At 74.3% G+C, this 21,313-nt stretch carries 18 protein-coding genes; 13 read left to right on the forward strand and 5 right to left on the reverse strand.

The genetic code is table 11. From position 1 onward, the window contains the following. Nucleotides 1-5: 5 nt before the first annotated feature. Genes ACME2J_RS00955 through ACME2J_RS00965 form a run of 3 tightly spaced genes read left to right on the forward strand, consistent with a single transcriptional unit; the run spans nucleotide 6 to nucleotide 4,751 of the window. On the forward strand, nucleotides 6-974 hold the full coding sequence (locus ACME2J_RS00955) for a glycosyltransferase family 4 protein (RefSeq protein ID WP_495542982.1): 969 nt from the start codon (nucleotides 6-8) through the stop codon (nucleotides 972-974). Continuing rightward, the gene (locus ACME2J_RS00960; RefSeq protein WP_495542983.1) at nucleotides 971-3,970 is read left to right on the forward strand and encodes a DUF2142 domain-containing protein; all 3,000 of its coding nucleotides are present in this window, start codon (nucleotides 971-973) and stop codon (nucleotides 3,968-3,970) included. The genes ACME2J_RS00955 and ACME2J_RS00960 overlap by 4 nt, the downstream gene beginning before the upstream one ends. Continuing rightward, nucleotides 3,963-4,751 carry a hypothetical protein gene (locus ACME2J_RS00965; protein ID WP_495542984.1) on the forward strand — a complete coding sequence of 263 codons (789 nt, stop codon included), beginning with the start codon at nucleotides 3,963-3,965 and terminating at the stop codon, nucleotides 4,749-4,751. The genes ACME2J_RS00960 and ACME2J_RS00965 overlap by 8 nt, the downstream gene beginning before the upstream one ends. A 56-nt stretch (nucleotides 4,752-4,807) precedes the next feature. On the opposite strand, the gene ACME2J_RS00970 is transcribed toward ACME2J_RS00965, so the two are convergent. Both ACME2J_RS00970 and ACME2J_RS00975 read right to left on the reverse strand, forming a co-directional pair. After that, entirely contained in the window at nucleotides 4,808-5,251 is a 444-nt protein-coding gene (locus ACME2J_RS00970; RefSeq protein WP_495542985.1) for a DUF2304 domain-containing protein, read from the reverse strand. A 3-nt stretch (nucleotides 5,252-5,254) separates the two neighbouring features. After that, nucleotides 5,255-6,019: a glycosyltransferase family 2 protein gene (locus tag ACME2J_RS00975; RefSeq protein WP_495542986.1), complete on the reverse strand. Its 765-nt coding sequence runs from the start codon at nucleotides 6,017-6,019 to the stop codon at nucleotides 5,255-5,257. A gap of 148 nt (nucleotides 6,020-6,167) precedes the next feature. On the opposite strand from ACME2J_RS00975, the gene gmd reads away from it, so the two are divergent. The 3 genes from gmd (at nucleotide 6,168) to ACME2J_RS00990 (ending at nucleotide 9,339) form a co-directional block, all read left to right on the forward strand. Continuing rightward, nucleotides 6,168-7,136, forward strand: coding sequence for a GDP-mannose 4,6-dehydratase (gene gmd, locus ACME2J_RS00980; protein WP_495542987.1), 969 nt, complete (start codon nucleotides 6,168-6,170; stop codon nucleotides 7,134-7,136). An 88-nt stretch (nucleotides 7,137-7,224) separates the two neighbouring features. Next, nucleotides 7,225-8,151 (forward strand): hypothetical protein, encoded by a 927-nt coding sequence (locus tag ACME2J_RS00985; RefSeq protein ID WP_495542988.1) that lies wholly within the window; start codon nucleotides 7,225-7,227, stop codon nucleotides 8,149-8,151. Between the two features lie 156 nt (nucleotides 8,152-8,307). Next, a complete protein-coding gene (locus ACME2J_RS00990) occupies nucleotides 8,308-9,339 on the forward strand; it encodes a hypothetical protein (RefSeq protein WP_495542989.1) in 1,032 nt (343 codons plus the stop codon). Between the two features lie 57 nt (nucleotides 9,340-9,396). Here the strand turns inward: ACME2J_RS00990 and ACME2J_RS00995 are convergent, their stop codons facing one another. Further along, nucleotides 9,397-10,365 (reverse strand): GDP-mannose 4,6-dehydratase, encoded by a 969-nt coding sequence (locus ACME2J_RS00995; RefSeq protein ID WP_495542990.1) that lies wholly within the window; start codon nucleotides 10,363-10,365, stop codon nucleotides 9,397-9,399. A gap of 191 nt (nucleotides 10,366-10,556) precedes the next feature. Between ACME2J_RS00995 and ACME2J_RS01000 the strand changes: the two genes are divergently transcribed. The 4 genes from ACME2J_RS01000 (at nucleotide 10,557) to ACME2J_RS01015 (ending at nucleotide 14,854) form a co-directional block, all read left to right on the forward strand. Continuing rightward, a complete protein-coding gene (locus tag ACME2J_RS01000; protein WP_495542991.1) occupies nucleotides 10,557-11,414 on the forward strand; it encodes a WecB/TagA/CpsF family glycosyltransferase in 858 nt (285 codons plus the stop codon). Nucleotides 11,415-11,440: 26 nt separating this feature from the next. Continuing rightward, nucleotides 11,441-12,700: a nucleotide sugar dehydrogenase gene (locus ACME2J_RS01005; protein WP_495542992.1), complete on the forward strand. Its 1,260-nt coding sequence runs from the start codon at nucleotides 11,441-11,443 to the stop codon at nucleotides 12,698-12,700. A 20-nt stretch (nucleotides 12,701-12,720) separates the two neighbouring features. After that, on the forward strand, nucleotides 12,721-13,695 hold the full coding sequence (locus tag ACME2J_RS01010; RefSeq protein ID WP_495542993.1) for an NAD-dependent epimerase/dehydratase family protein: 975 nt from the start codon (nucleotides 12,721-12,723) through the stop codon (nucleotides 13,693-13,695). A 214-nt stretch (nucleotides 13,696-13,909) separates the two neighbouring features. Then, nucleotides 13,910-14,854, forward strand: coding sequence for a hypothetical protein (locus ACME2J_RS01015; RefSeq protein ID WP_495542994.1), 945 nt, complete (start codon nucleotides 13,910-13,912; stop codon nucleotides 14,852-14,854). A gap of 5 nt (nucleotides 14,855-14,859) precedes the next feature. On the opposite strand, the gene galE is transcribed toward ACME2J_RS01015, so the two are convergent. Together galE and ACME2J_RS01025 are read right to left on the reverse strand one after the other, a co-directional pair. Next, complete coding sequence (gene galE / locus ACME2J_RS01020) at nucleotides 14,860-15,843, reverse strand: UDP-glucose 4-epimerase GalE (RefSeq protein WP_495542995.1); 984 nt, start codon at nucleotides 15,841-15,843, stop codon at nucleotides 14,860-14,862. A 183-nt stretch (nucleotides 15,844-16,026) separates the two neighbouring features. Beyond that, entirely contained in the window at nucleotides 16,027-17,184 is a 1,158-nt protein-coding gene (locus ACME2J_RS01025; RefSeq protein WP_495542996.1) for a glycosyltransferase family 4 protein, read from the reverse strand. Nucleotides 17,185-17,250: 66 nt separating this feature from the next. Here ACME2J_RS01025 and ACME2J_RS01030 point away from each other — a divergent pair, with 66 nt between their 5' ends. The 3 genes from ACME2J_RS01030 to ACME2J_RS01040 are packed head-to-tail and all read left to right on the forward strand — an operon-like array spanning nucleotide 17,251 to nucleotide 21,238. Then, nucleotides 17,251-18,972 carry a glycosyltransferase family 2 protein gene (locus ACME2J_RS01030; protein WP_495542997.1) on the forward strand — a complete coding sequence of 574 codons (1,722 nt, stop codon included), beginning with the start codon at nucleotides 17,251-17,253 and terminating at the stop codon, nucleotides 18,970-18,972. Beyond that, nucleotides 18,969-20,168 (forward strand): glycosyltransferase, encoded by a 1,200-nt coding sequence (locus ACME2J_RS01035; protein ID WP_495542998.1) that lies wholly within the window; start codon nucleotides 18,969-18,971, stop codon nucleotides 20,166-20,168. The genes ACME2J_RS01030 and ACME2J_RS01035 overlap by 4 nt, the downstream gene beginning before the upstream one ends. Continuing rightward, on the forward strand, nucleotides 20,165-21,238 hold the full coding sequence (locus ACME2J_RS01040) for a glycosyltransferase family 4 protein (RefSeq protein ID WP_495542999.1): 1,074 nt from the start codon (nucleotides 20,165-20,167) through the stop codon (nucleotides 21,236-21,238). Before ACME2J_RS01035 ends, ACME2J_RS01040 begins: the two co-directional genes overlap by 4 nt. Nucleotides 21,239-21,313 lie beyond the last annotated feature (75 nt).

A 21,313-nucleotide genomic window follows, 5' to 3' on the forward strand; every position in this document is an offset into this window, starting at 1 on the left:
TCGCCGTGCCGTCCGCCGGTCCTCGCATCGCCGTGCTCGGCGGCGTCCCGCCCAGCCTCGGGGGCGGCGGCCTCGAGGTGCAGATCCGCGAGACCGCGGCCGCGCTCGAGCGACGCGGCGTCGAGGTCCTCCACGTCGCCCGCGAGCCCGAGCCGCGGCCGTTCGACGTCCTCCACGCGTTCGGCGCCGAGCCCGACGTCTGCCAGCACCTCACGCACTGGCGGCGCAACCCCGCGCCCCTCGTCATCTCGCCCGTCCTCGTCGTCCCGCCGGGTCGCGAGCGCCGCGAGCGGCTCGCCGCGCGGCTGCCGCTCGCGTCGTTCGGCCCGCGGATGCGCGCCGACGCGCTCCGCCGCGCCGACCTCGCGATCGCGCTCACCGGTCACGAGGCCGCGCTCCTCACCGCCCTCGGCGCCCGCCGCGTCGAGGTCGTCCCCAACGGCGTCACGCCCGTCGAGGCGACCCGGCCGCCCGCCGGGACGCCCGACGACCCCTACCTGCTCCTCCTCGGCACGGTGAGCGCGCGCAAGCGACAGGCCGACACCGTCCGGGCGCTCGCCGGCGAGAACGTCGTCGTCGCCGGGGGCTTCGACGGGCCGCCCGACGAGCGGGCGGACTTCGAGCGCGCGATCGCCGACACGGGCGCGACGTGGCTCGGCGAGGTCCACGACCCCGGTGCGGTGCGTGCGCTCCTGCGCGGGGCCCGCGCGCTCGTCCACCTCTCGAAGGCGGAGGGCCAGTCGCTCGCGCTCCTCGAGGCGCTCTCGGTGGGGACGCCGGTCGTCGTGAGCCGGCTCCCGGGCAACGAGGAGCTCGCGTCGCGCCACCCCGAGCACGTCCGGATCGTCGAGGACGACGGCTTGCGCGGCGCCCTCGCCGGGCTCCCGCACGCCGCCGGCGCGACGCCCGCGATCCCGACCTGGGACGACGTCGCCGCGCAGCTCGACGAGCTCTACCGAGGGCTCGCGCGGTGAGCGCGCCCGCTCCGGTCGCGCCCCCTCGCCTCGACGCCCGCTCGACGTCGACGACGATCGTCGCGCAGGTCGCGGGCCGCGCGGTCGGCCTCCTCGCGGTCCTCGGCTCGACGGCCATCGTCGCGCGGACCGTCGGCGTCGAGTCCTACGCCGACTGGGCGACCGTCCTCACGCTCTACGCGTTCGTCGCCTTCTCCCTCGACCCCGGCATCTCGCCGGTCATCCTGCGCCGTCTCGCGCAGCACCCCGAGCAGGCGCCCTCCCCGCAGGCGATGGTGCCCGTCCGCCTCGCCGCGGGCGCCGCCGCGCTGCTCGTCATCGTCGGCCTGACGATCGCGCTGCGGGGGACCGACGTCCTCCTCCTCGGCGTCGTCCTCGGCGGCCAGGTGATCCCGCGCGCGCTCGTCCTCAACGCGACGCCGTGGCTGCAGCTCGACCATCGCCTCCATCGTCAAACCGCGCTCGAGGCGATCACCGCGACCGGCGGCCTCGCGCTCCTCGGGATCGCCGCCGCCCTCGACGCCCCGATCGAGGTCCTCGGCCTCGTCGGCTTCCTCGGACCGACGTGCGTCCTCGCCCTGCTCATGCGCCGCGAGCTGCGCATCACGCCGTCGCGCGCCCGCGACGTGCCCGGCGAGATGGGCCCGCGGGTGCGCTCGACGCTCGTCGAGATCGCGCCGCTCGCCATCGCGCTCCTCCTCCTCGCCGCCTACACGCGCTCCTTCGTCGTCTTCCTCAACGCGACGGCCGACTCGGACGAGGTCGCGCCCTTCCTCCTCGCCTTCCAGGTCATCGAGCAGACGATCGTCGCCGCCGGGATCGTCGCCGGCGCGCTCCTGCCGATCCTCGCGCTGCGCGTCGCGCAGACGTCGGAGACCCTGCTGAAGGACCGCGTCGCCCACGACCTCGTCCGCGTGGCGATGGGCGTCGGGCTCGTCGTCGCCGCGGGGCTCCTCCTCGTTTCGGAGCCGTTCACGCGCGCCGTCGGCGGTGAGAACCTCGCCGACGCGGCCGGCGACCTGCAGCTCCTCGCGCCGGTCGGCGCGATCATCTTCCCGTCGATCGTCCTCGCCTACGTCTACGTCTCGGCGGACCTCGGCCGGCGCTACCTGCGCTTCACGCTCCTCGTGCTCGTCGCGAACCTCGCCGCGAACGTCGCGTTCACGCTGCCCTACGGCGCGCCCGCGAGCGCGCGCATCAGCTGGGGGAGCGAGGCGCTCGTGACCGCGCTCGGCCTCGTCGCGGTCGCGCGGATGAGCGCGAGCGGGGCGCGGCTCGCCGTCGTGCTCGCGCTGTGCGCGGCGGCGTGCGTCGGGGCGAGCGAGGCCGTCGCCGCGGACATCGCGCCGCCCGCGGTCGGCGCCGTCGCGCTCCTCGTCGTCGCGGCGCTCGCCAGCGGCCGCCTCATGCTGCAGACGCTGCGCAGCGTCGCGCTGGGGGGCGCTGGTAGCGTCCCAGCGCCCGCAGGCGGGGGCGCGCCGATGACTGCGCCCGAGCCGCCGCCCGAACCTTCCGTGTCGCTCCGCTCCCTCCCACGCCGGACGCCGCGCCCGCTCGCCGCGCTCCTCGCCGCCGTGCTCCTGCTCGGGGTCGCGTGGACCCTCATCACCCCGGCTTGGCAGACGCCGGACGAGAACTCGCACTTCGGCTACGTCCAGCACCTCGCCGAGACCGGGGGGCTGCCCGGCGAGCTCGGGAAGCCGGCGTTCGCGACGGAGCAGGTGCTCGCCGCCGGCCCGCTGGGCTCCAACGCCGACCAGGCGGCGGCGCAGCCCGAGGTGAAGATGACCTGGAGCGAGGAGCGCTTCCGGGCCTGGGAGGACGACTCGGACGCCCTCCCGGACGACGCCGCGGCCGACGGCGGCGGCCCGAACCCGGCGTCGAGCAACCCGCCGATCTACTACCTCGTCGAGGCTCCCGCCTATCTCGTCTCGTCGGGCGCCAGCATCTTCACGCGGCTCGAGCTCATGCGGCTCACGTCGCTGCTGTGGCTCATCGGGACGGTCGTCGGCGCGTGGCTGCTCGCGGGCGAGGTGTTCCGCCGCGACCGCCAGCTCCAGCTCGTCACCGCCGGCCTCGTCGGCCTGGCGCCGATGATCGGCTTCATCTCCGCGTCGGTGAACCCGGACAGCGCGCTCTTCGCCACCTGGTCGCTCGCGCTGTGGCTCGGGGTGCGGCTCGTGAAGCACGGGCCGAGCGTCCGCGGCGCGGCGGCCCTCTTCGCGGTCGTCGGCCTCGCGTGCGTCGTGAAGGCGACCTCGTACGCGCTCATCCCCGCCTCGCTCCTCGCGCTCGCGGTCGCGCTCTGGCGATGGGGCGTCCTCCACGACCCGCGGCGCATCGGCCTGCGCCCGAGCCTCGCCGCGCTCGCGGGCATCGGCGCGACGCTCGGCGCCTACGTCGTCTGGACGCGGGCGACGGGTCGCGCGGTGAGCGCGCAGATCAGCGACGTCACGGGCGCGACGACGTACACGTTCAGCCCGACCGAGTTCCTGTCCTACGTCTGGCAGTACTACCTGCCGCGACTGCCGTTCCAGACGGACTTCAAGGACTTCGCGCCGAACCTCCCCGCCTACGACATCTTCTTCAAGGGCGCGACCGGCGCCTTCGGGTGGCTCGAGGTCATGTTCGCCAACGGCCTCTACATCGTCCTCGCGCTCCTCACGCTCGGCGTCGTCGCGCTCGCCCTCGCCGGCGCCTGGCGCGACCGCTCGCGCTCAGACCTCGCGGTCGTCGCGTTCCTCGCCGCCGCCGCGCTCGCCCTCGTCGCCGGCCTGCACTACACGGACTACCGCCAGATCAAGAGCGGCGCGGGCAACTTCATGCAGGGCCGCTACCTCCTCCCGCTCATGCCGCTCGCGGGTCTCGCCCTCGCCCGTGCCGTCATGTTCGTCCCGCCGGCCTTCCGGGCCCGGGTCGTCGCGGCCCTGCTCGGCGTGCTCGTCGCCCTCTCCGTCTACTCGATGACCCTCGTGACGGTCCGGTTCTATGCGTAGCGCGAAGAGCGTCACCGCGACCGTCCTCGCGATCGGGCTCGCCGTCGTCGCGGTGCTGGGGCTCACCAACGGGACGACGCTCGCCTTCACGCTCGGCGTGCCGGTCGCGGGACCCGTGACGAGCGTCTCCCCCGGCTTCTCCGTCTGCCAGGTCGACATCTCGGGCCCCGAAGGCGTCCGCTTCGACGAGATCGACCTCGTCCTCGGCACCTTCGAGCAGCGCGAGGGCCCGCCGGTCCGCGCGCTCGTCCGCACGCCCGGCGGCGACGTCCTCGCCGAGGGCCTGCTGCCGGGCGGCTACCCCGACATCACCGAGCGCGAGGGCCAGACGATCCGGCTCGAGGACGAGGCCCGCGTCCGCGGCGGCATGACGATCTGCCTGCGCAACGAGGGCACGACGGACCTGGCGATCTACGGCGCACCGGACGTCGCCGCCGCCCCGACGCGCGCGGTGGCCCCCTCCGAGCCGGGTGCGCTCGACCCGGCGGCCGGGGACGAGGACGCCGCGCTCGTCGGCGCCGACCTCGCGCTCGAGCTCCACCGCGAGGAGCGGTCCTACCTCTCGCTCATCGGGGACATGGGCGAGCGGATGCGGCTGTTCCGCTCGGCCCCGCTGCTCCCCGCCTGGCTCTACCTCACGCTCGTCCTCGGCCTCCTCGGCGCGGCTGGGGCGGCCCTCGTCGCCGCGGTCGGCGCGGCCGAGCGGTCGCCGACGCGTCCCGAGGACGCCGGCGCCGCGGCGCCGGGAGGCTCCGCGCCGCCCCGCAACACCGGCTGGTGAGGCGACGAGAGGGCTGAGTGTGAATCCACCTGGCTCTCAGCCGGGTGAATCCACACTCACCGGTGGGAGCGGGGCGTGACGGCGTCCTGCGCGTCGCCGAGGCGGTCCTCGACGTGGACGGCGGCCGCCTCGTCGACCTCCGCGTCGTCGGCGTGCTCGGCCATCGCCTCGAGGCGGCGCTGGAGGATCGCGAGGTGCTGCGCGAGCACCTTGTTCTGATCCGAGAGCCGGCTGATGACGAGCGAGAAGTGCAGCATCAGGATGAACCCGAAGCCGAGCGCGACCGCGAAGAGGACGGACGGGCCGTACGAGACCCCGATCGCCCGCGCGAGCTGGTCGAGCGCGCCGGTCCACACCGAGAGGCCGAGGAGGACCGCCGCGGCGACGAGCCAGAGGAGCGCGTAGCGCTCGAGGAGGCGCCGGCGGCGGACGAGCTCGAAGACGAGGAGGAAGATCCCCGCGCTGACGACGATCGCGATGACCTGGAGCCGCGTGTCCATGGGCTAGACGCCGCGTTCGGCGGCGACCGCGGCCGGATCGCCGGCCTCGACGTTCGGCCGCTCGCGGAGGAGGCCGACGAAGATCGCGAGGAGGACCTTCACCATGTAGAGGACGGACTTCGAGGCGTTGATCGACGAGACGCCCGTCGTGCGGGCGCGCATCCGCACGGGGACCTCGTCCCCGTTGAGGCGGTGCGCGTGGAGCATGAGGACCGCCTCGACCTCGGGATAGTCGTGCGGGTAGTCGCGCGCGAACAGCTCGATCGCCCGGCGGTCGCACATGCGGAAGCCGCTCGTCGGGTCCGTGACCGGCCGGCCGGTGACGCGCGAGAGGACGAAGCCGAAGATCTTGATGCCGAGGCGTCGGGAGGCCGACGAGCGGTAGCCGTCGCCGTCGCAGTCGTCGTGGAAGCGCGAGCCCGTCACCATGTTGAGCCCGCGGTTCTCGCGCAGGTGCGTGAGGAGGACGGAGAGCTCGCGGGGATCGTGCTGGCCGTCGCCGTCGACCTGCACGGCGACGTCGTAGTCGTGGTCGCGGGCGTAGATGTAGCCCGCCTGCACGGCCCCGCCGATGCCGAGGTTGAACGGCAGCTCGAGCACGTGCGCGCCCGCACCGCGCGCGATGTTCGCCGTGTCGTCGCTCGAGCCGTCGTCGACGACGACGACGTCGAAGTCCGGCGCGTGCTCGCGCAGGTCGGCGACGGTCGACGCGATCGCGCCGGACTCGTTGTACGCGGGGACGATGGCGAGAAGCCTCTTCACGGTCATTGGAACGGCCCCGGCGCAGGAGAGTTGCGGGCGCGCGCCGACGAGCGTCCCTGCAGGAAGTATGCCGCCCGGGGCCGTCGGTCACACATCGGCACGTCCAGCGCCGAGGCGACGATCCCGCGGACGGATGTGGGAGAGTCCTGCGCCCATGGCTCAGAAGACCGCGCTCATCACCGGCATCACCGGCCAGGACGGCAGCTATCTCGCGGAGCTCCTCCTCGAGCAGGGCTACGACGTGCACGGCATGGTGCGTCGCGCCTCGACCGAGAAGATGGAGCGGATCGAGCACATCAAGGACCGGATCACCTTCCACCAGGGCGATCTGCTCGATCAGCGCTCGCTCGTCGACTGCCTCAAGGCGTGCCGGCCCGAGGAGATCTACAACCTCGCCGCGATGAGCTTCGTCGCGGTGTCGTGGGTCCAGCCCACGCTCACCGCCGAGTTCACCGGCGTCGGGGTCACCCGCATGCTCGAGGCGATGCGCGAGACCTGCCCGGAAGCCCGCTTCTACCAGGCGTCGAGCAGCGAGATGTTCGGGAAGGTCCTCGAGGTGCCGCAGACGGAGGAGACCCCGTTCTACCCGCGTTCGCCGTACGGCGTCGCGAAGGTCTACGGCCACCACATCACCGTCAACTACCGCGAGTCCTACGGGCTGCACGCGACGAGCGGGATCCTCTTCAACCACGAGTCGCCCCGTCGCGGCCTCGAGTTCGTCACGCGCAAGATCACGTGGCACGCGGCGGCGATCAAGCACGGTCTCCGCAAGGAGCTCGCGCTCGGCAACCTCGACGCCCAGCGCGACTGGGGCTACGCCAAGGACTACGTCGAGGCGATGTGGCTGATGCTCCAGCAGGACAAGGCCGAGGACTACGTCATCGCGACGAACGAGACGCACACGGTCCGCCGGTGCGTCGAGATCGCCTTCGACGAGGCCGGGATCGGCGACTGGGAGAAGCACGTCGTCATCGACCCGCAGTTCGTGCGGCCCGCCGAGGTCGACCTCCTCATCGGCGACTACTCGAAGGCCGAGCGCGACCTCGGCTGGAAGCCGAAGACGAGCTTCGAAGAGCTCATCCGGCTCATGACGCGGGCGGATCTCGAGCTGCTCGCGCAGTAGCGCCGCGAGGCCCTCCGCGGGGGTCGCGGATCGGATAGCGTCGCCCCCAGGGCGGCGCGCCCCCGGATCCCCCGAAGGAGAGTGCCTCGTGTCTCACGATCGCGACGATCACCCGGCGTTCCTCGACTGGGAGGAGGTCGCTTCTTCTCCGGACCGACCGCGCCCGGGCCGGCGGCTGCGCCGCGCGGACGGGCGCCTGCGTCCCGCGGTCCTCGCCGCCGTCGGCGTCGGCCTGCTCGCGGCTCCCTTCGGCGTCGCGGCGACGGGCGACGCGCTGCGCGAGGGGCAGCGCAACGGCACCGCGACCCGCGAGACGCAGATCATCGCCGACCACTCGGGCGCCGCGACCCGGCAGTCGAACAAGGGCTCGGGGCTCGCCGCGGTCTACGGCTGCCGCCGCGACGCCGCCGAGTGCACGCGGCACGTCAACCTGGAGAACGGGCCGGCGGCGGCCTTCGTCACCGACGGGAACGTGCCGTTCAGCGTCGACGACAACACCGGGCTCGTCGCGAACCTCAACGCCGACAAGGTCGACGGCCTCGACGCGGCGCAGCTCCGCGGCCTGCCGGGGCCGGTGGGCCCGCAGGGGCCGGCGGGTGCGCAGGGACCCCAGGGTCCGGCAGGCCCGACCGCCTCCGCGAGTGCGGCCAGGACGAGCGTCATCGCGATCCAGGGGAGCAACACCGTCTCGGACAGCGCCGTCGTCCGCACGACCATCACGACGGGCGTCGCGAGTCGGCTCGTCGCGAACGCGACCGGCAGGGTCATCGCCGAGTTCGGCGGCGCGACCGTCAACTGCTGGCTCGTGAGGGAGGTGCCTCCGACGTTCTTCGCAGGCGACCGGATGAGCCAGGACATCCGGCTGGACCTCGGGAGCGACGAGCGGCAGCCGGTCGCGGCCACCGGCGCGCTCGTCGTGCCGGCGGGGACGCATCAGGTCGGACTTCACTGCGTAGCGACCGGCGCAGCGGAGTTCGAGGCCGGCGACATCACCGTCATCGCCGTCGGAAACTGACACCACGTCAGCGCGCCATCGCCTGAGACACCCGGCGGGGGAGATGCGCCGCCTGTAGTGTCGCGCCGTTCCAAGCGCGGCAGGGGGTCGCGCTTTCACAGGGGAGGTCCCACCATGGGTCCAGTCAGGCGCGCGGGGCGCCGTCCTTCGTCGTCGATGATCGTCGCGATCGTCGCGCTCGTCGCCGCATGCGCGGGGACGGCGACCGCCGCGACGCTCATCACGAGCAAGGACATCAAGGACGAGAGCGTCCTCAACCGCGACATCAAGCCCGAGTCGATCACGATGAGCCGGCTCTCCGAGGGCACGCAGAAGCTCATCCGCAAGGGCGCCGACGGCGGGGATGACTCCGGGTCCGTCGGGGCCCAGTCGGTTCCGGTCCCCATTCCGGGCACCCCGGGCGCACCGGGCACGCCGGGCGCGACCGGCCCGCAGGGCGCGCAGGGAGCGCAGGGCGCGCAGGGCGTGCAAGGAGCACCCGGGCCGCAGGGTCCCGCCGGACCGGCCGGTCCCGTCGCCTCGAGCGGCAACTGGGGCGTCGTCAACCGCAACACGTACGGCTCGCCCGTCGCCCAGCTGCGCAGCGGCCCGGCCGGCACGCTGCAGAACATCGCCGACGGCCCGCCGAACCAGGACCCGCCCGTGCCGTTCGGCACAGGCAGCCTCAACCTCACGGTCGGCTACGGCGAGAGCAGCCCCGCGAACACCCAGGAGAAGGTCGCCTACGGCAACGAGGTCGACTTCTACGGCACCCCGCTGACGGACCTCACGGCGGCGTCGTTCTGGGTGAACCTCGGGATGGACACGCCGACGTCGTTCCCGAACATCACGATCGAGGTCGACGCGAACCTCTCGCCGTCGGACGACTACAGCTCGCTCGTCTTCGTGCCGCGGGCACCGACGGCAGGCGACCGCAACAAGTGGGTGAAGCTCGACGGCAGCGTCGACGCCGACGGCTACTGGTACTACACCGGAGCCGAGGGCGCCGCCTCCGGCTGCGCGAACTCCGCGAGCAACTGCACCCTGGCGCAGGCCGTCGCCGGTGCCGGCGCGGGCGCGACGATCCACGCGGTCCAGGTGGCGAAGGGCCGCGACTCGCACTTCCAGGGTGCGGTCGACGGCCTGCAGATCGGCGGCACCGTCCACGACTTCGAGGAGTTCGGAGTCCGCACGGTCGCGGCGCCGTAGGCGCACCACACGACGACGGTCACGGCCCGGCCGCCGCGGCGGCCGGGCCGCCGTCGTTCAGCCCCGTCCGCGAAGATCCGCGAGGTCCGCGTCGACCATCTCGGCGACGAGGTCCTCGAACGACCTCTCGGGCGTCCAGCCGAGGACGGCGCGCGCACGGGAGGGGTCGCCGACGGGGGCTGTCGGCTCCGGCGGGCGGACGAAGCGCTCGTCGACGACGACGCGGCCCTCCGGATCGACGCCCGCGCGGGCGAACGCGGCGTCGACGAAGTCGCGGATCGTGCGACCGACGCCGCTCGCGAAGATGTAGTCGCCCGGCTCGTCGTGCCGGACCGCGAGGACGGCGCCGCGCACGACGTCGCGGGCGTCGCTCCAGTCGCGGATCGCGTCGAGCGACCCGAGTCGCAGCTCGTCCTCGATGCCGAGCGCGATCGCCGCGGCGCCGCGGGTGATCTTGCGGGTCACGAACCGCTCCGGCCGTCGGGGTGACTCGTGGTTGTAGGTGATGCCGGCGCTGAGGTGCTGGCCGTGGCGCTCGCGCAGGAGGCCGACGAGCTGGTGGGCGGCGAGCTTCGCGACGCCGTACGGGCTCCAGGGGCGCGTCGGGGCGTCCTCGGTCTGCGGGGACACGCCGGCGTCGCCGAAGATCTCGCTCGACGTCGCGACGTAGACGCGCATGTCCGGATCGGCCTCGCGCGCCGCTGCGACGAGCGTCGTGGTCCCGCCGACGATCGCGGCGACCGTCTCGGTCGGGTCGTCCCACGAGGCGGGCACGAACGTCGGCGCGGCGAGGTGGTAGAGCTCGTCGGGCCGGACGTCGAGCACGGCCGCCCGCAGCGACGCGGGATCGAGGAGGTCGGCCTCGACGAGGGTGATGCGGTCCTCGACCGCGGCGAGGTTCGCGGGAGCGCCGCCACGCCTGCGCACGAGCCCGACCACGGACGTGCCGGTCCCGAGGAGATGCTCGGCGAGGTAGGAGCCGTCCTGGCCCGTGATCCCGGTGATGAGCGCGCGGCGGCCGGCCATCCGCCGGGACCGTACCGGGCGCGACGAGGACCCGCCTTCCGCCGGAATGCGCAACGATCCGCGCTCTCGTGGGTTTACATCCTCGTCCGAGAGGGCACGCAGGATCGCGCGGAGCAGGACGAATGCGCGACTTCTTGCGGTCCCGCGCGTTGACGTGACGTACCCTCACTCCGGAAGGAGGGGCTTTCCCCATGAGCCCCGACCCCATCGTGACGCTCCCAGAACCGACGCAAGCCGACGAGTCGCCCGCCCTCAGCCTCGTCGCAGACGAGCAGGCCGCCGTGCCCCCGCCCGGGGTCGACGTCCTCGGCGTGCCGCTCGCGCTCACCGACTACGAGCGCACGATGGAGTGGATGGACGCGACGATCGCCGCCGACGAGCGCGGCTACGTCTGCGTCGCGGCGGTCCACACCGTCATGGTCTGCCAGGAGGACCCGGCGCTCCGCGAGGCGGTCCTCGGCTCCTCCCTCACGGTCCCCGACGGCCAGCCGCTCGTGTGGGCGATGAACGCGCTCGGACACCACCTCTCCTCGCGCGTCTACGGCCCCGAGCTCATGGCCCGCTACTGCGAGCGCTCGGCGCAGACCGGCACGCGGATGTTCCTCTACGGCGGTCGCAACCAGGGCGCGCTCGTCCAGCTCGCGCTCAACCTCCGCCGCCGGTACCCCGGCCTGAAGATCGTCGGCGGCTACAGCCCGCCGTTCCGCGAGCTGACGCCCGAGGAGCAGGACGGCGTCGCCGAGGAGATCAACCGGTCCGGCGCGGACGTCGTGTGGGTCGGCATCGGCGTCCCGAAGCAGGAGAAGTGGATGGCCGCGATGCGCGAGAAGCTCGACGCGCCGGTCCTCGTCGGCGTCGGCGCCGCGTTCGACTTCCACGCCGGCCTCGTCCCGCAGGCGCCGAACTGGATGCAGTCGGTCGGGATGGAGTGGGCGTACCGCCTCACGCGCGAGCCGAGGCGCTTGTGGCGGAGGTACGCGCGGTACAACCCGCGCTTCGTGTCGGGCTTCGCCCGCCAGTGGGCGACCGACCGCCGAACGGGCTCCTGACCGTCGTCTGAACTACCCTTCGAGCCATGTCGCTCGATGTCGCGGTCATCGGAACGGGCCGCGTCGGTCTCCCGCTCGCGCTCGCGTTCGCCGACCGCGGGCTGCGCGTCCTCGGCGTCGATCGCGACCCCGAGATCCTCTCCGCGGTCCGCGAGGGCCGCATGCCCTTCGAGGAGCCCCAGGCCCCCGAGGTCCTCGCGCGCGTCACCGAGGCGGGCTCCGTCTCCTGGTCGGACCGCGTGACGGACGCCGCCGCGGCCGACCACATCGTCATCACGCTCGGGACGCCGTCCTTCTCGCACATCGAGATCGACCTGCGCGACATCCGCGCGGTCCTCGACGACCTCCTCCCGCACCTGCGCCCCGGGCAGTCGCTCACGCTGCGCTCGACGATCGCGCCGCGGACGACCGAGTTCGTCGCCGGCTACCTCGAGAAGCACCGCGGCTTCCGGATCGGCGAGGAGGTCTTCGTCGCCCACGCGCCGGAGCGGATCGCGGCCGGGCGGTTCTTCGAGGAGATCGTGTCGCTGCCGTGCATCATCGGCGGCGTCGGCGAGCGCTCCGGGGAGGTCGTCGGCGAGCTGTTCAGCGTCTTCGGCGCGCGGATCGAGCAGACGAGCCCCGTCCAGGCCGAGCTCGCGAAGATCTGGACGAACATCCTCCGCTACGCCCAGTTCGCGCTGCCGAACCTGCTCATGATGGACTGCGAGCAGTACGACGCGAACGTCTTCGAGGTCATCGACCTCATCAACCGCGACTACCCGCGGGGCGGGATCAAGCTCCCCGGCTTCACCGCCGGGACGTGCCTGCGCAAGGACTTCGCCTTCAGCGAGGAGCGGTCGACCGCTCCCGGCATGCTCCTCGCCGCCTCCCGCGTCAACGAGTCCGTCCCGCTCTTCCTCGTCGAGGGGGCGAAGCGGCGCCTCGGCTCGCTGAACGGGCGCAAGGTCGCGGTGCTCGGCCTCGCCTTCAAGTCGGCGACCGACGACGAGCGCGACTCGCTCGCGCACAAGCTCGTCCGGCTTCTCGAGCGCGAGCTCGCCGACGTCGTGATCCACGACCCGTGGGTGCCGACGCCGACGCCGGGCCTCGAGGACGCGCTCACCGGGGCCGACATCGTCGTCGTCGCGACGAACCACCCCGAGTTCGGGACGCCGGAGACGCTGCGGGCGATCCAGACGATCGCGAGCCCGGACGCCCTCGTCGTGGACCCGTGGAACATGTGGGGCGCGGGCCAGGTCTTCGCCTACGCGGCGGAGCTCGCAGCGCTCTCCCCGGCGCGCTGACCACTACCCTCTCGTCCGCCATGAACCGCGTTCTCGTCACCGGCGGAGCCGGGACCATCGGCGCCGCCGTCGTCCGGCGCCTCCTCCGCGACCCCGCCTACGAGGTGCGGGTGTCCGACCAGCGCGAGTCCCCGCAGTGGATGCGCGAGGGGTGCGAGGTCCATCGGGGCGACCTGCGCGACGTCGACGAGGCGCGGAGGGCGACCGAGGGCTGCTCGCACGTCATCCACCTCGCCGCGATCGTCGGCGGGATCGCGAACTTCCACAAGCTCCCTTACACGCTCACGGAGGTGAACGCGGCGCTCTACAACGGCGTCGTGCGGGCCGCGATCGACGTGGGCGTCGAGCGCTTCGTCTACGTCTCGAGCTCGATGGTCTTCGAGCAGGCGACGGAGTACCCGACGACCGAGGACCACATCTGGACGTGCCCGGTGCCGCGGTCGGCCTACGGGTTCTCGAAGCTCACCGGCGAGGTGTACGTGCGCGCCGCCCACGACGAGCACGGCCTGCCGTACACGATCTGCCGTCCGTTCAACGCCTACGGCCCGGGCGAGATGCCCGAGGACGAGCCGGGGATCGCGCACATGGTCCCCGACGTCATCAAGAAGTGCCTCGCGCTGAGGGGTCCGGACGGGCGCCCGACAGGACCGCTCCCGATCTTCGGCGACGGGACGCAGACCCGGACGCTCACCCACATCGACGACATCGCGGACGGCATCGTCACCGCGATGTCATCTCCGGCGGGCCTGTTGGAGGACTTCAACGTCAGCGCCTCGCGCGAGATGACGGTCGCCGAGATCGCGCGCGTCATCTGGGAGCAGTGCGGCCTGCCGCCGGAGGAGTTCGAGCTGTCGCACGAGCCGACGTTCGCGGTCGACGTCGTGCGGCGCTGGCCGGACGTCTCGAAGGCGCAGCGCCTCCTCGGGTGGGAGGCGCAGATCTCGGTCGAGGACGGCGTGGCGGCGACGGTGAAGTGGCTGCGAAGCGTGGTGTAGGGGGCTGCCGAGGGACGCGGGGAGCCGCCGGGGGCGCGCGGGGGCGCGCGAGGGCGCGAGGGGGCGCGAGAACTCAAAGCCGGCCCCTCTCCGACACGTCTTGAGTTCTCGGCCGGCGAGGACGGTCATCGTCGCGAAGTCGTCGCGGAATCTCCGGCGGATCGCCGCACGAGCGTGTTGAGACGTCACAGCGGCGCGGGCGATGCTCCTGCGCGTGCCCGATGTCCTCGATCACCGCGCTCGCTGGCGGGAGGTGATGCGGCTCGCGAGCCGGCAGGCCGGCCGCGTGCACGCCGACCAGCTGCGAGCGCTCGGCTTCACCCGCGGCGCCGTGCGGCGCGCGGTGGCGAGCCACCGCCTCATCCGCCGTCCTGGCGGGATCTTCTTCGTCGGCCACGTGAACCGCACGCCCGACGGCGAGCTGTGGACGGCCGTGCTCGTCGGCGGTCCGGGCGCGGTGGTCTCGCACCGGACGGCCGCGTACGTGTGGCGGCTCCTGCCGCGCCCGCCCGTGCTCGACGTCATCTCGCCGGCCCGGTGGACGACGAGCCTGCCCACGGTGGCGATCCACCAGAACGAGATCGACGTGAGGCGCGACCTGACGCAGCGCGACGGCGTCCCGACGACGACGCTGCTCACGACGATCGTGCATCTGGCGGCGGTCGCCTCCGAGGCCGAGCTCGACCGCGCCGTCAACGAGGCGGCGATCCGCGGCAGGCTGCACGACCGCAGCGTCGCCCACCTCCTCGAGACGTCGCGGGGACGGCGTGGGGCGGTGGCGCTCCGCGCCGTCCTCGAACGCCGCGATCGCTCGCGCGGGTGGACGAAGAGCGGGCTGGAGGCGGCGTTCGCGACGCTCGCTCGCGATGCGGGGCTTCCGGCCTACGAGCGCGGAGTCCACGTCGACATCGGCGGCGGCGACATGCGCGAGTGCGATGTCGTGTGGCGCGCGCAGCGGGTGATGGTCGAGCTCGACTTCCTCCCCATCCACGAGACGGGCTTCGTGCCGTACCGCGACCGGCGACGCGACCGTCGCCTCGCGGCGGCGGGCTGGGTCGTCTTCCGGCTCACGGGCGACGACCTGACCATGTACCGCGGCGAAGTCGTCGCTGACCTCCGCGCGGCGCTCGACGGTCCGGCCCTCGCCGTCGCCGCGTGAGTCGGCTACCGCTCGATCCCGCTCGCGAGGTGGTGCTGCCAGGCGTCCCAGGCGCTCGAGACCATCTCGTCGAGGCCGCGCTTCGGCTTCCAGCCGAAGTCGCGCTCGAGGCGCTGGGCGCTGCCGATGATGCGGGTCGGGTCGCCGGGGCGGCGGGGATGCATCTCCGGCTCGATGTCGATGCCGGTGATGCGACGCATCGCGTCGAGGATCTCGAGGACGGTGAGCCCCTCGCCGCGACCGACGTTGTAGATGTCCGCGCACGGCTCGCCCGCGTCGAGGCGCCGGGCGGCCATGACGTGGGCGTCGGCGAGATCCACGACGTGCACGTAGTCGCGGATGCACGTGCCGTCGCGTGTCGGGTAGTCGTCGCCCCACACGGTCGGGCGCTCGCCCGCGGCGAGCTGCTTGAGGAAGCGCGGGAAGAGGTTGTACGGACTGTGGTCGGCGAGGTGGGGCGGGCCCGAGCCGACGACGTTGAAGTACCGCAGCGACGTGTGTCGCAGGCCGGGGAGGATGCCGGCGACGTCGCGCAGGAGCCACTCGCTGATGAGCTTCGTCTCGCCGTAGGGGCTCTCCGGCCGCCCGACGACGTAGTCCTCGGTGACGACCTCGATGTCGGGGGTGCCGTAGCACGACGACGAGGAGGAGAAGACGAAGCGGTCGATGCCGCGCTCGACGACGCCCTCGAGGAGGCTCTGCATCCCCGTGACGTTCTGGCGGTAGAAGTGGAGCGGACGGTCGACGGAGACGCCGGCGTACTTCCAGCCCGCGAGATGGACGACGCCCGTGACGCCGTGGTCGAGGGCCGCCGAGACGGCGTCGGGGTCGCCGCACGAGCCCTCGACGAACGAGACGCCGTCCGGGACGAAGTCGCGATAGCCCGTGGAGAGGTCGTCGAGGACGACGACGTCCATCCCCGCCTCCTGGAATGCGAGAGCCATGTGCGAGCCGATGTAGCCCGCCCCGCCGGTGAGCAGCCAGGTCACGGCGGAGAGTCTAGGCGCGGCGGCACGTCCGCAGCCGATCCGCGCCCGCGAGACGGTGACCCGGGCCTCCCCGGCACCGAGAACTCATCGCGTGCCGCATGGGAACCGGTGTTGAGTTCTCGCCGCGAGAGCGGTCCCCGCGGCCCGTTGAGCTCTCGCCGCGAGAGCGGTCCCGCGGCCCGGTCAGCGCGGGTCGACGGACTCGTACACGGCGCGCAGGGCCGGCGCGACGACCTGCGGGGCCGCTCGGACGCGGGCCGCCGCGAGCGCGCGGGCGGGGGCGCTGGGGTCGGCGCGGACGGCCGCGATCGCCTCGGCGAGCTCGCCGGGGCGGCCGGGTCGCACGAGGGTGATGTCTCCGGCGAGCTCGCGAAGGGCACCGGTCGCGCTGGCGACGACGGGGACGCCCGCCGCCATCGCCTCGAGGGCGGAGAGACCGAACGTCTCGTGAGCGCGCGTGGGGACGAGCGCGACGGAGGCCTCGGCGCGCAGGCGGCGGAGGGCGGCGCCGTCGACGTGACCGGTGAAGGTGACGTCGGCGCCGACGGCGCGCTGGGCGAGCTCGCTCGCGAGCGGGCCGTCGCCGGCGACGACGAGCGGCACGCCCGCGGCGCGGCACGCGTCGATCGCGACCTCGACGCCCTTCTCGGCCGCGAGGCGCGAGACGACGAGCGCGGGGCCGTCCGGCCGCGACCGCGCCGCGTCGGCGGCGCGCGCGGCGGCGCCGTGCGCCTCGGGGTCGGCATCGCGGACGACGTGGCCGACGACGTGGACGGGCACCTCGCCGAGGGGCGCGCCCATCGTCCTCAGGCGCTCGAGCGCGCTCTCGCTCGGGACGACGACGGCGTCCGCCTCGCGAACGATGCGGGCGGACCACGCCGCGAGGGAGGTCGCGTAGAGGACCGCCTCCTCGCGGGAGCCGCGGCAGCGCAGGCGCACGCCGGGCCGGGTGTCGCGACCGTGGCAGCGGACGCAGTCGCGCCCCGACGGGTCCACGCCGACCGCGACGGCGCAGACGAGCCGGTAGTTGTGGAGGTGGAGGACGACCTTCGCGCCCGCGCGCCGCGCCGCGGCGAGCGCCCGCCACCCGTAGGTGGGGTTGAGGTTGTGCGCGTGGACGATCCGGGCGCCGGTCTCGCGGACCGCGCGCTCGACGTCGCCCGGGCGCAGGCCACCCCGGAGAAGGCCGACCGCGGCCGCGGGTCGGGTCGTCGCGCCCGAGTCGCGTTCGACGCGCCGGACGGGCTCGCCGAGGTGGCTCGCGACGAGCCAGGCGAGGTCGTCGACCGCGCGCTCCTCGCCGCCGCGGACCCGATAGCGGTGATGGAGGAAGAGGATCATCCGCAGCGCGAAGCGTAGGGCGCGGACGGACGAGACCCCTCGTGCGGGAGAATCCCGCACGCCCGCATGCCGCCGCCTCCCGCACCCGCCCGGCCGAGCGCCGCGATCGTCATCCCCACCGTCGGGCGCCCCGGCTACCTCGACGTCGCGCTCGCCTCGCTGCGTCCGCAGGCCGACGCCGTCGGCGCCGAGATCGTCGTCGTCGACGACGGGACGGATCCCGGCACGCGCGAGGCGGCCTCACGGCACGGCGCCCGGTACGTCCCCACGCCTCCTCCGGGAGGCCTCAACGCGGCCCGCAACCTCGGCGTCGAGGTCACCGCGCCCGCGGAGCTCGTCGTGTTCGTCGACGACGACGTCCGCGTCGACGACGGCTGGCTCGCCGCGCTCCTCGACGCCGCCGCCGCGCTCCCCGACGAGGTCGGCGTGCTGACGGGCCCGATCCGCGCCCGCTTCGAGGGCCACGCCTTCCGCATGTGCGGCCGGGAGAACGCGCCGATCACGACGACCGACCACGGCCCCGCCGAGCGCGACGTCCCGCACGCGTGGGGCGCGAACATGGCGATCCGCCGCAGCGCGTTCGCGCGCGCCGGCCGCTTCGACGAGGGCGGCCACCTCGAGAACGCCGGGGACGAGCAGGAGTGGCAGGACCGGCTGCGTGCCGCCGGCGGCCGCATCCGGTACGTCCCGGGCGCCGGGCTCGACCACCGCCGGGCGGGCGACGACGCCCGGCTGCGGGAGCTCTGCCGGTTCGCCTTCCGGCGAGGGCGCGCCAGCCGGCGGTTCGACGTCTTCAAGCGCACGAACCCGTCGCTGCGCGCCGAGCTCCGCGTCCTGGCCGGCTGCCTCGCGCACGGCCCGCGCCGCGCCTGCATGAACGGGCCCGTCCTCGCCGCGCACAGCGCCGGACGGGTGCGCGAGGCGCTCGCCGAGCTCCACCCCCGCCACGACGCGCCGCCCGCCGGCGGCGCCGAGGACTTCCTCGCTGGGACGAGCGGCGTCGTCGGCGGGCGCCGGGCGGTCCTGCGTCGCCTCGCCGACGCGCGCCTCGACCGGCGCACGGCACGGCGGCGCCGCGAGCTGCGCGAGGAGGCCCTGCGCCGGCCGGTCCGCCGCGTCCTCGCGATCGGGGTCGAGAGCCCCGACCAGCCGACGACGATGGCGCACACGCACGCCGAGCTCGCCCGCTCGCACCACGACGTCGAGGTCCGCACGCGGGTGAGCGCGGGTGCCGGCAAGTTCGAGAACCTCAACGCGCTCCTGCGTGAGGCGCCGATCGACCGCTTCGACTGGCTCGTCGTCGTCGACGACGACGTCGACCTCCCCGCCGGCTTCCTCGACGTCCTCCTCCTCTGCTGCGAGGCCGGCGGCCTGCGGATCGCGCAGCCGGCGCAGCGCCTCGCGTCCCACGCCGCCTGGGAGATCACGCGCCGCCGCGACGGGCGGGCCGACTGGCGCGAGACGACGTTCGCCGAGATCGGCCCCGTCACCGCGTTCCACCGCGACACCTTCGGCGCGCTCCTCCCCTTCCCCGACGTCCGGATGGGCTGGGGCCTCGACGCGCACTGGAGCGCGCTCGCCCGCGCGAACGGATGGCCGATCGGGATCGTGGACGCCGTCCCCGTGGGGCACACGCTGCGTTCGGTCGCCGACACCTACCCCCGCGAGGAGGCGGTCGCCGAGGCCCGCGCGTTCCTCGCCGCACGCCCCTACGTGCGCCGCGACGAGGTCCGCACGCTGTCCGAGCATCGCTACGAGCGCGGCCCCGGGACCGGCGGATCGACGTGAGGGTCCTCGTCGTCGCGGAGTTCTATCCGCGCGAGAACGACCCGGTCCTCGGGATATGGGCCCACCGTCAGGCGCTCGCGGCGCGCGCCGCCGGGGCCGAGGTCGAGGTGCTCGTCCTCCATCGCGTCGTGCCGCCCGCCGCGACGCCGCGGGCGCGGCTCCCGCTCGCGACGCTCGACCTGTGGCGCCACCCCCGCGAGCTCGTCCTCGACGGCCTCCGCGTCCGCTACGTCCCGTTCGTGAGCCCGCCGCGCCAGCGCAGCTACGGGACCTGGGGACGCTGGGCCGCGCCGCCCCTGCGACGCGCGCTCACACGGGTCGCCGCCGAGTTCCCGTTCGACCTCGTCCACGCCCACAACGCCGTCCCGGCCGCCGATGCCGTGAGGCGCGCGACGCCGACCACCCCGCTCGTCGTCTCCGTCCACGGCGGCGACGTCTACTTCACCGCCCCGCGCTTCCACGGCTCCCGGGGCGCGGACCAGGTCGCCGCCGCCTTCCGCCACGCACGCCTCGTCCTCGCGAACTCCTTCGGGACCGCGCGCGCCGCCGAGAAGGCCGGCGCACCCGAGGATCGCGTCCGCGTCGTGCGGCTCGGAGCGGACGTCCCTCCCACGACGCCCCGCCGGCCGGCGCATCCGACCATCGTCACCGTCGCCCACCTCGTCGGTCGCAAGCGCCACGGCGACGTCATCCGCGCGATGTGGCTCCTCCGCGACCGCCACCCCGACCTCCGCTACGTCGTCGTCGGCGACGGCCCGGAGCGGGACGCGCTGCGCGCGCTCGCCGACTCCCTCGGGCTCGGCGACCGCGTCGATCTCGTCGGGCAGAAGCCGCACGAGGAGGCGGTGACGCTCGCCCACAGCGCCGACCTCTTCGTCATGCCGTCGATCGACGAGGCCTTCGGGGTCGCCTACGTCGAGGCGATGGCCGGCGGCGTCCCGGCGATCGCGTCCCTCGGCGAGCCGGGCCCGGCGGAGATCGCCGCGGTCGGTGACGGCCTCGCGCTCGTCCCGCCGGGCGACGTCGAGGCCCTCGCCGCCCAGATCGACGAGCTCTTCGCCGACCGCGACGACCTGGGGCGGCTCGGGCGCCTGGCGCGCGCCACGGTCGCGGCGTCGTTCACCTGGGAGCGCTGCGGCGAGGCGACCGTCGCCGCCTACGAGGAGGCGCTCGACAGGGAGCCGGTCCTCGCGTGACCGCCCCGGTCCTCGTCGTCACGAACCACGTGCCGCCCGAGCGGGCGGGCGCGTTCGCCGCGCTCCACGCCCGCGTCCCGCTCGAGCTCGCCCTCTTCGGCGGCCGCTCGCACCACGCGACCGAGGGCGTCGAGGATCCCGGCGTCCCGCACCGTCGCGTCCGCCAGGGCGAGATCCGCCGCCTCGCGGCCGCCGGCGAGCACGCGGCGGTCGTCTGCGGCACCGCGGGGCGCCTCGCGCTCCCGGGGGCGTGGGCCGGCGCGCGCCGCAGCGGCACGCCGTTCGTCCTCTGGAGCGCGCTGTGGGCGACGCTGAGGACGCCGGCGCACGTCGCCGCGATCCCGCTCATGCGGGCGGTCCACCGGGGCGCCGGGGCGGTCGCCGTCTACGGTCCGCACGTCGCCGCCCACGCGCGGCGGCTGGGCGCCCGCGCCATCCACGTCGCCCCGCAGGCCGTCGACCAGGGGTTCTGGTCGGCCCCGGCCCCCGCCCCCGCGACGCGCGAGGCCGGCTACACGGCGGTCTGGGTCGGCCGCGCGGACCCGGCGAAGGGCCTGCGCGTCCTCCTCGACGCCTGGGAGCGCGATCGGCCCGGGGACGCCGCGCTGCGCCTCGTGGGGGTCGACGCCGAGGAGGCGCGATCGGCGCGCGGCGGCCGCGCGCTGCCCCCGTCGACGACGGCGCACGGGCCCGCCGATCCGGCCGAGGTGCGCAACTTCCTGGCGGGTTCGGACGTTCTGGTCGTACCGTCGCTCGCGACGCGCGGCTTCCGCGAACCGTGGGCGCTCGTCGTCAACGAAGCGATGCACCAGGGCCTTCCCGTCATCTCCTCCGACATGGTCGGGGCCGCCGCCGGCGGCCTCGTGCGCGACGGCCGCAACGGCCGCGTCGTGCCGGCCGGCGACCCCGCGGCGCTCGTCTCCGCGCTCCGCGAGCTCGCCGAGCCCGCGCTCCGGCGGGAGCTCGGCCGCCATGCCCGGCGCGACGTGCGTCCCTACACCTTCGACGCGTGGGCGGCGGGCATGGCAGCGGCGATCGACACCGCGAGGCGAGTTTGCGCCGCCGCCTGAGCGGGAATTCCGTCCTCTGCGGTAGGCTTCTTGACCGGGTCGCCCCCGCGTCCGCGCGGATCCGTGCCTCCGACC

Source organism: Paraconexibacter sp. (assembly GCF_059438195.1).

Bases quoted from the DNA above. Each gene is read 5' to 3' on its own strand.
- ACME2J_RS00970 (WP_495542985.1), bottom strand. From the start codon at position 5,251: ATGGACACGCGGCTCCAGGTCATCGCGATCGTCGTCAGCGCGGGGATC.
- ACME2J_RS00995 (WP_495542990.1), bottom strand. From the start codon at position 10,365: ATGGCCGGCCGCCGCGCGCTCATCACCGGGATCACGGGCCAGGACGGC.
- ACME2J_RS01025 (WP_495542996.1), bottom strand. From the start codon at position 17,184: ATGATCCTCTTCCTCCATCACCGCTATCGGGTCCGCGGCGGCGAGGAG.
- gmd (WP_495542987.1), top strand. From the start codon at position 6,168: ATGGCTCAGAAGACCGCGCTCATCACCGGCATCACCGGCCAGGACGGC.
- ACME2J_RS00990 (WP_495542989.1), top strand. From the start codon at position 8,308: ATGATCGTCGCGATCGTCGCGCTCGTCGCCGCATGCGCGGGGACGGCG.
- ACME2J_RS01000 (WP_495542991.1), top strand. From the start codon at position 10,557: ATGAGCCCCGACCCCATCGTGACGCTCCCAGAACCGACGCAAGCCGAC.
- ACME2J_RS01030 (WP_495542997.1), top strand. From the start codon at position 17,251: ATGCCGCCGCCTCCCGCACCCGCCCGGCCGAGCGCCGCGATCGTCATC.
- ACME2J_RS01005 (WP_495542992.1), top strand. From the start codon at position 11,441: ATGTCGCTCGATGTCGCGGTCATCGGAACGGGCCGCGTCGGTCTCCCG.
- ACME2J_RS00975 (WP_495542986.1), bottom strand. From the start codon at position 6,019: ATGACCGTGAAGAGGCTTCTCGCCATCGTCCCCGCGTACAACGAGTCC.
- ACME2J_RS00965 (WP_495542984.1), top strand. From the start codon at position 3,963: ATGCGTAGCGCGAAGAGCGTCACCGCGACCGTCCTCGCGATCGGGCTC.
- ACME2J_RS01010 (WP_495542993.1), top strand. From the start codon at position 12,721: ATGAACCGCGTTCTCGTCACCGGCGGAGCCGGGACCATCGGCGCCGCC.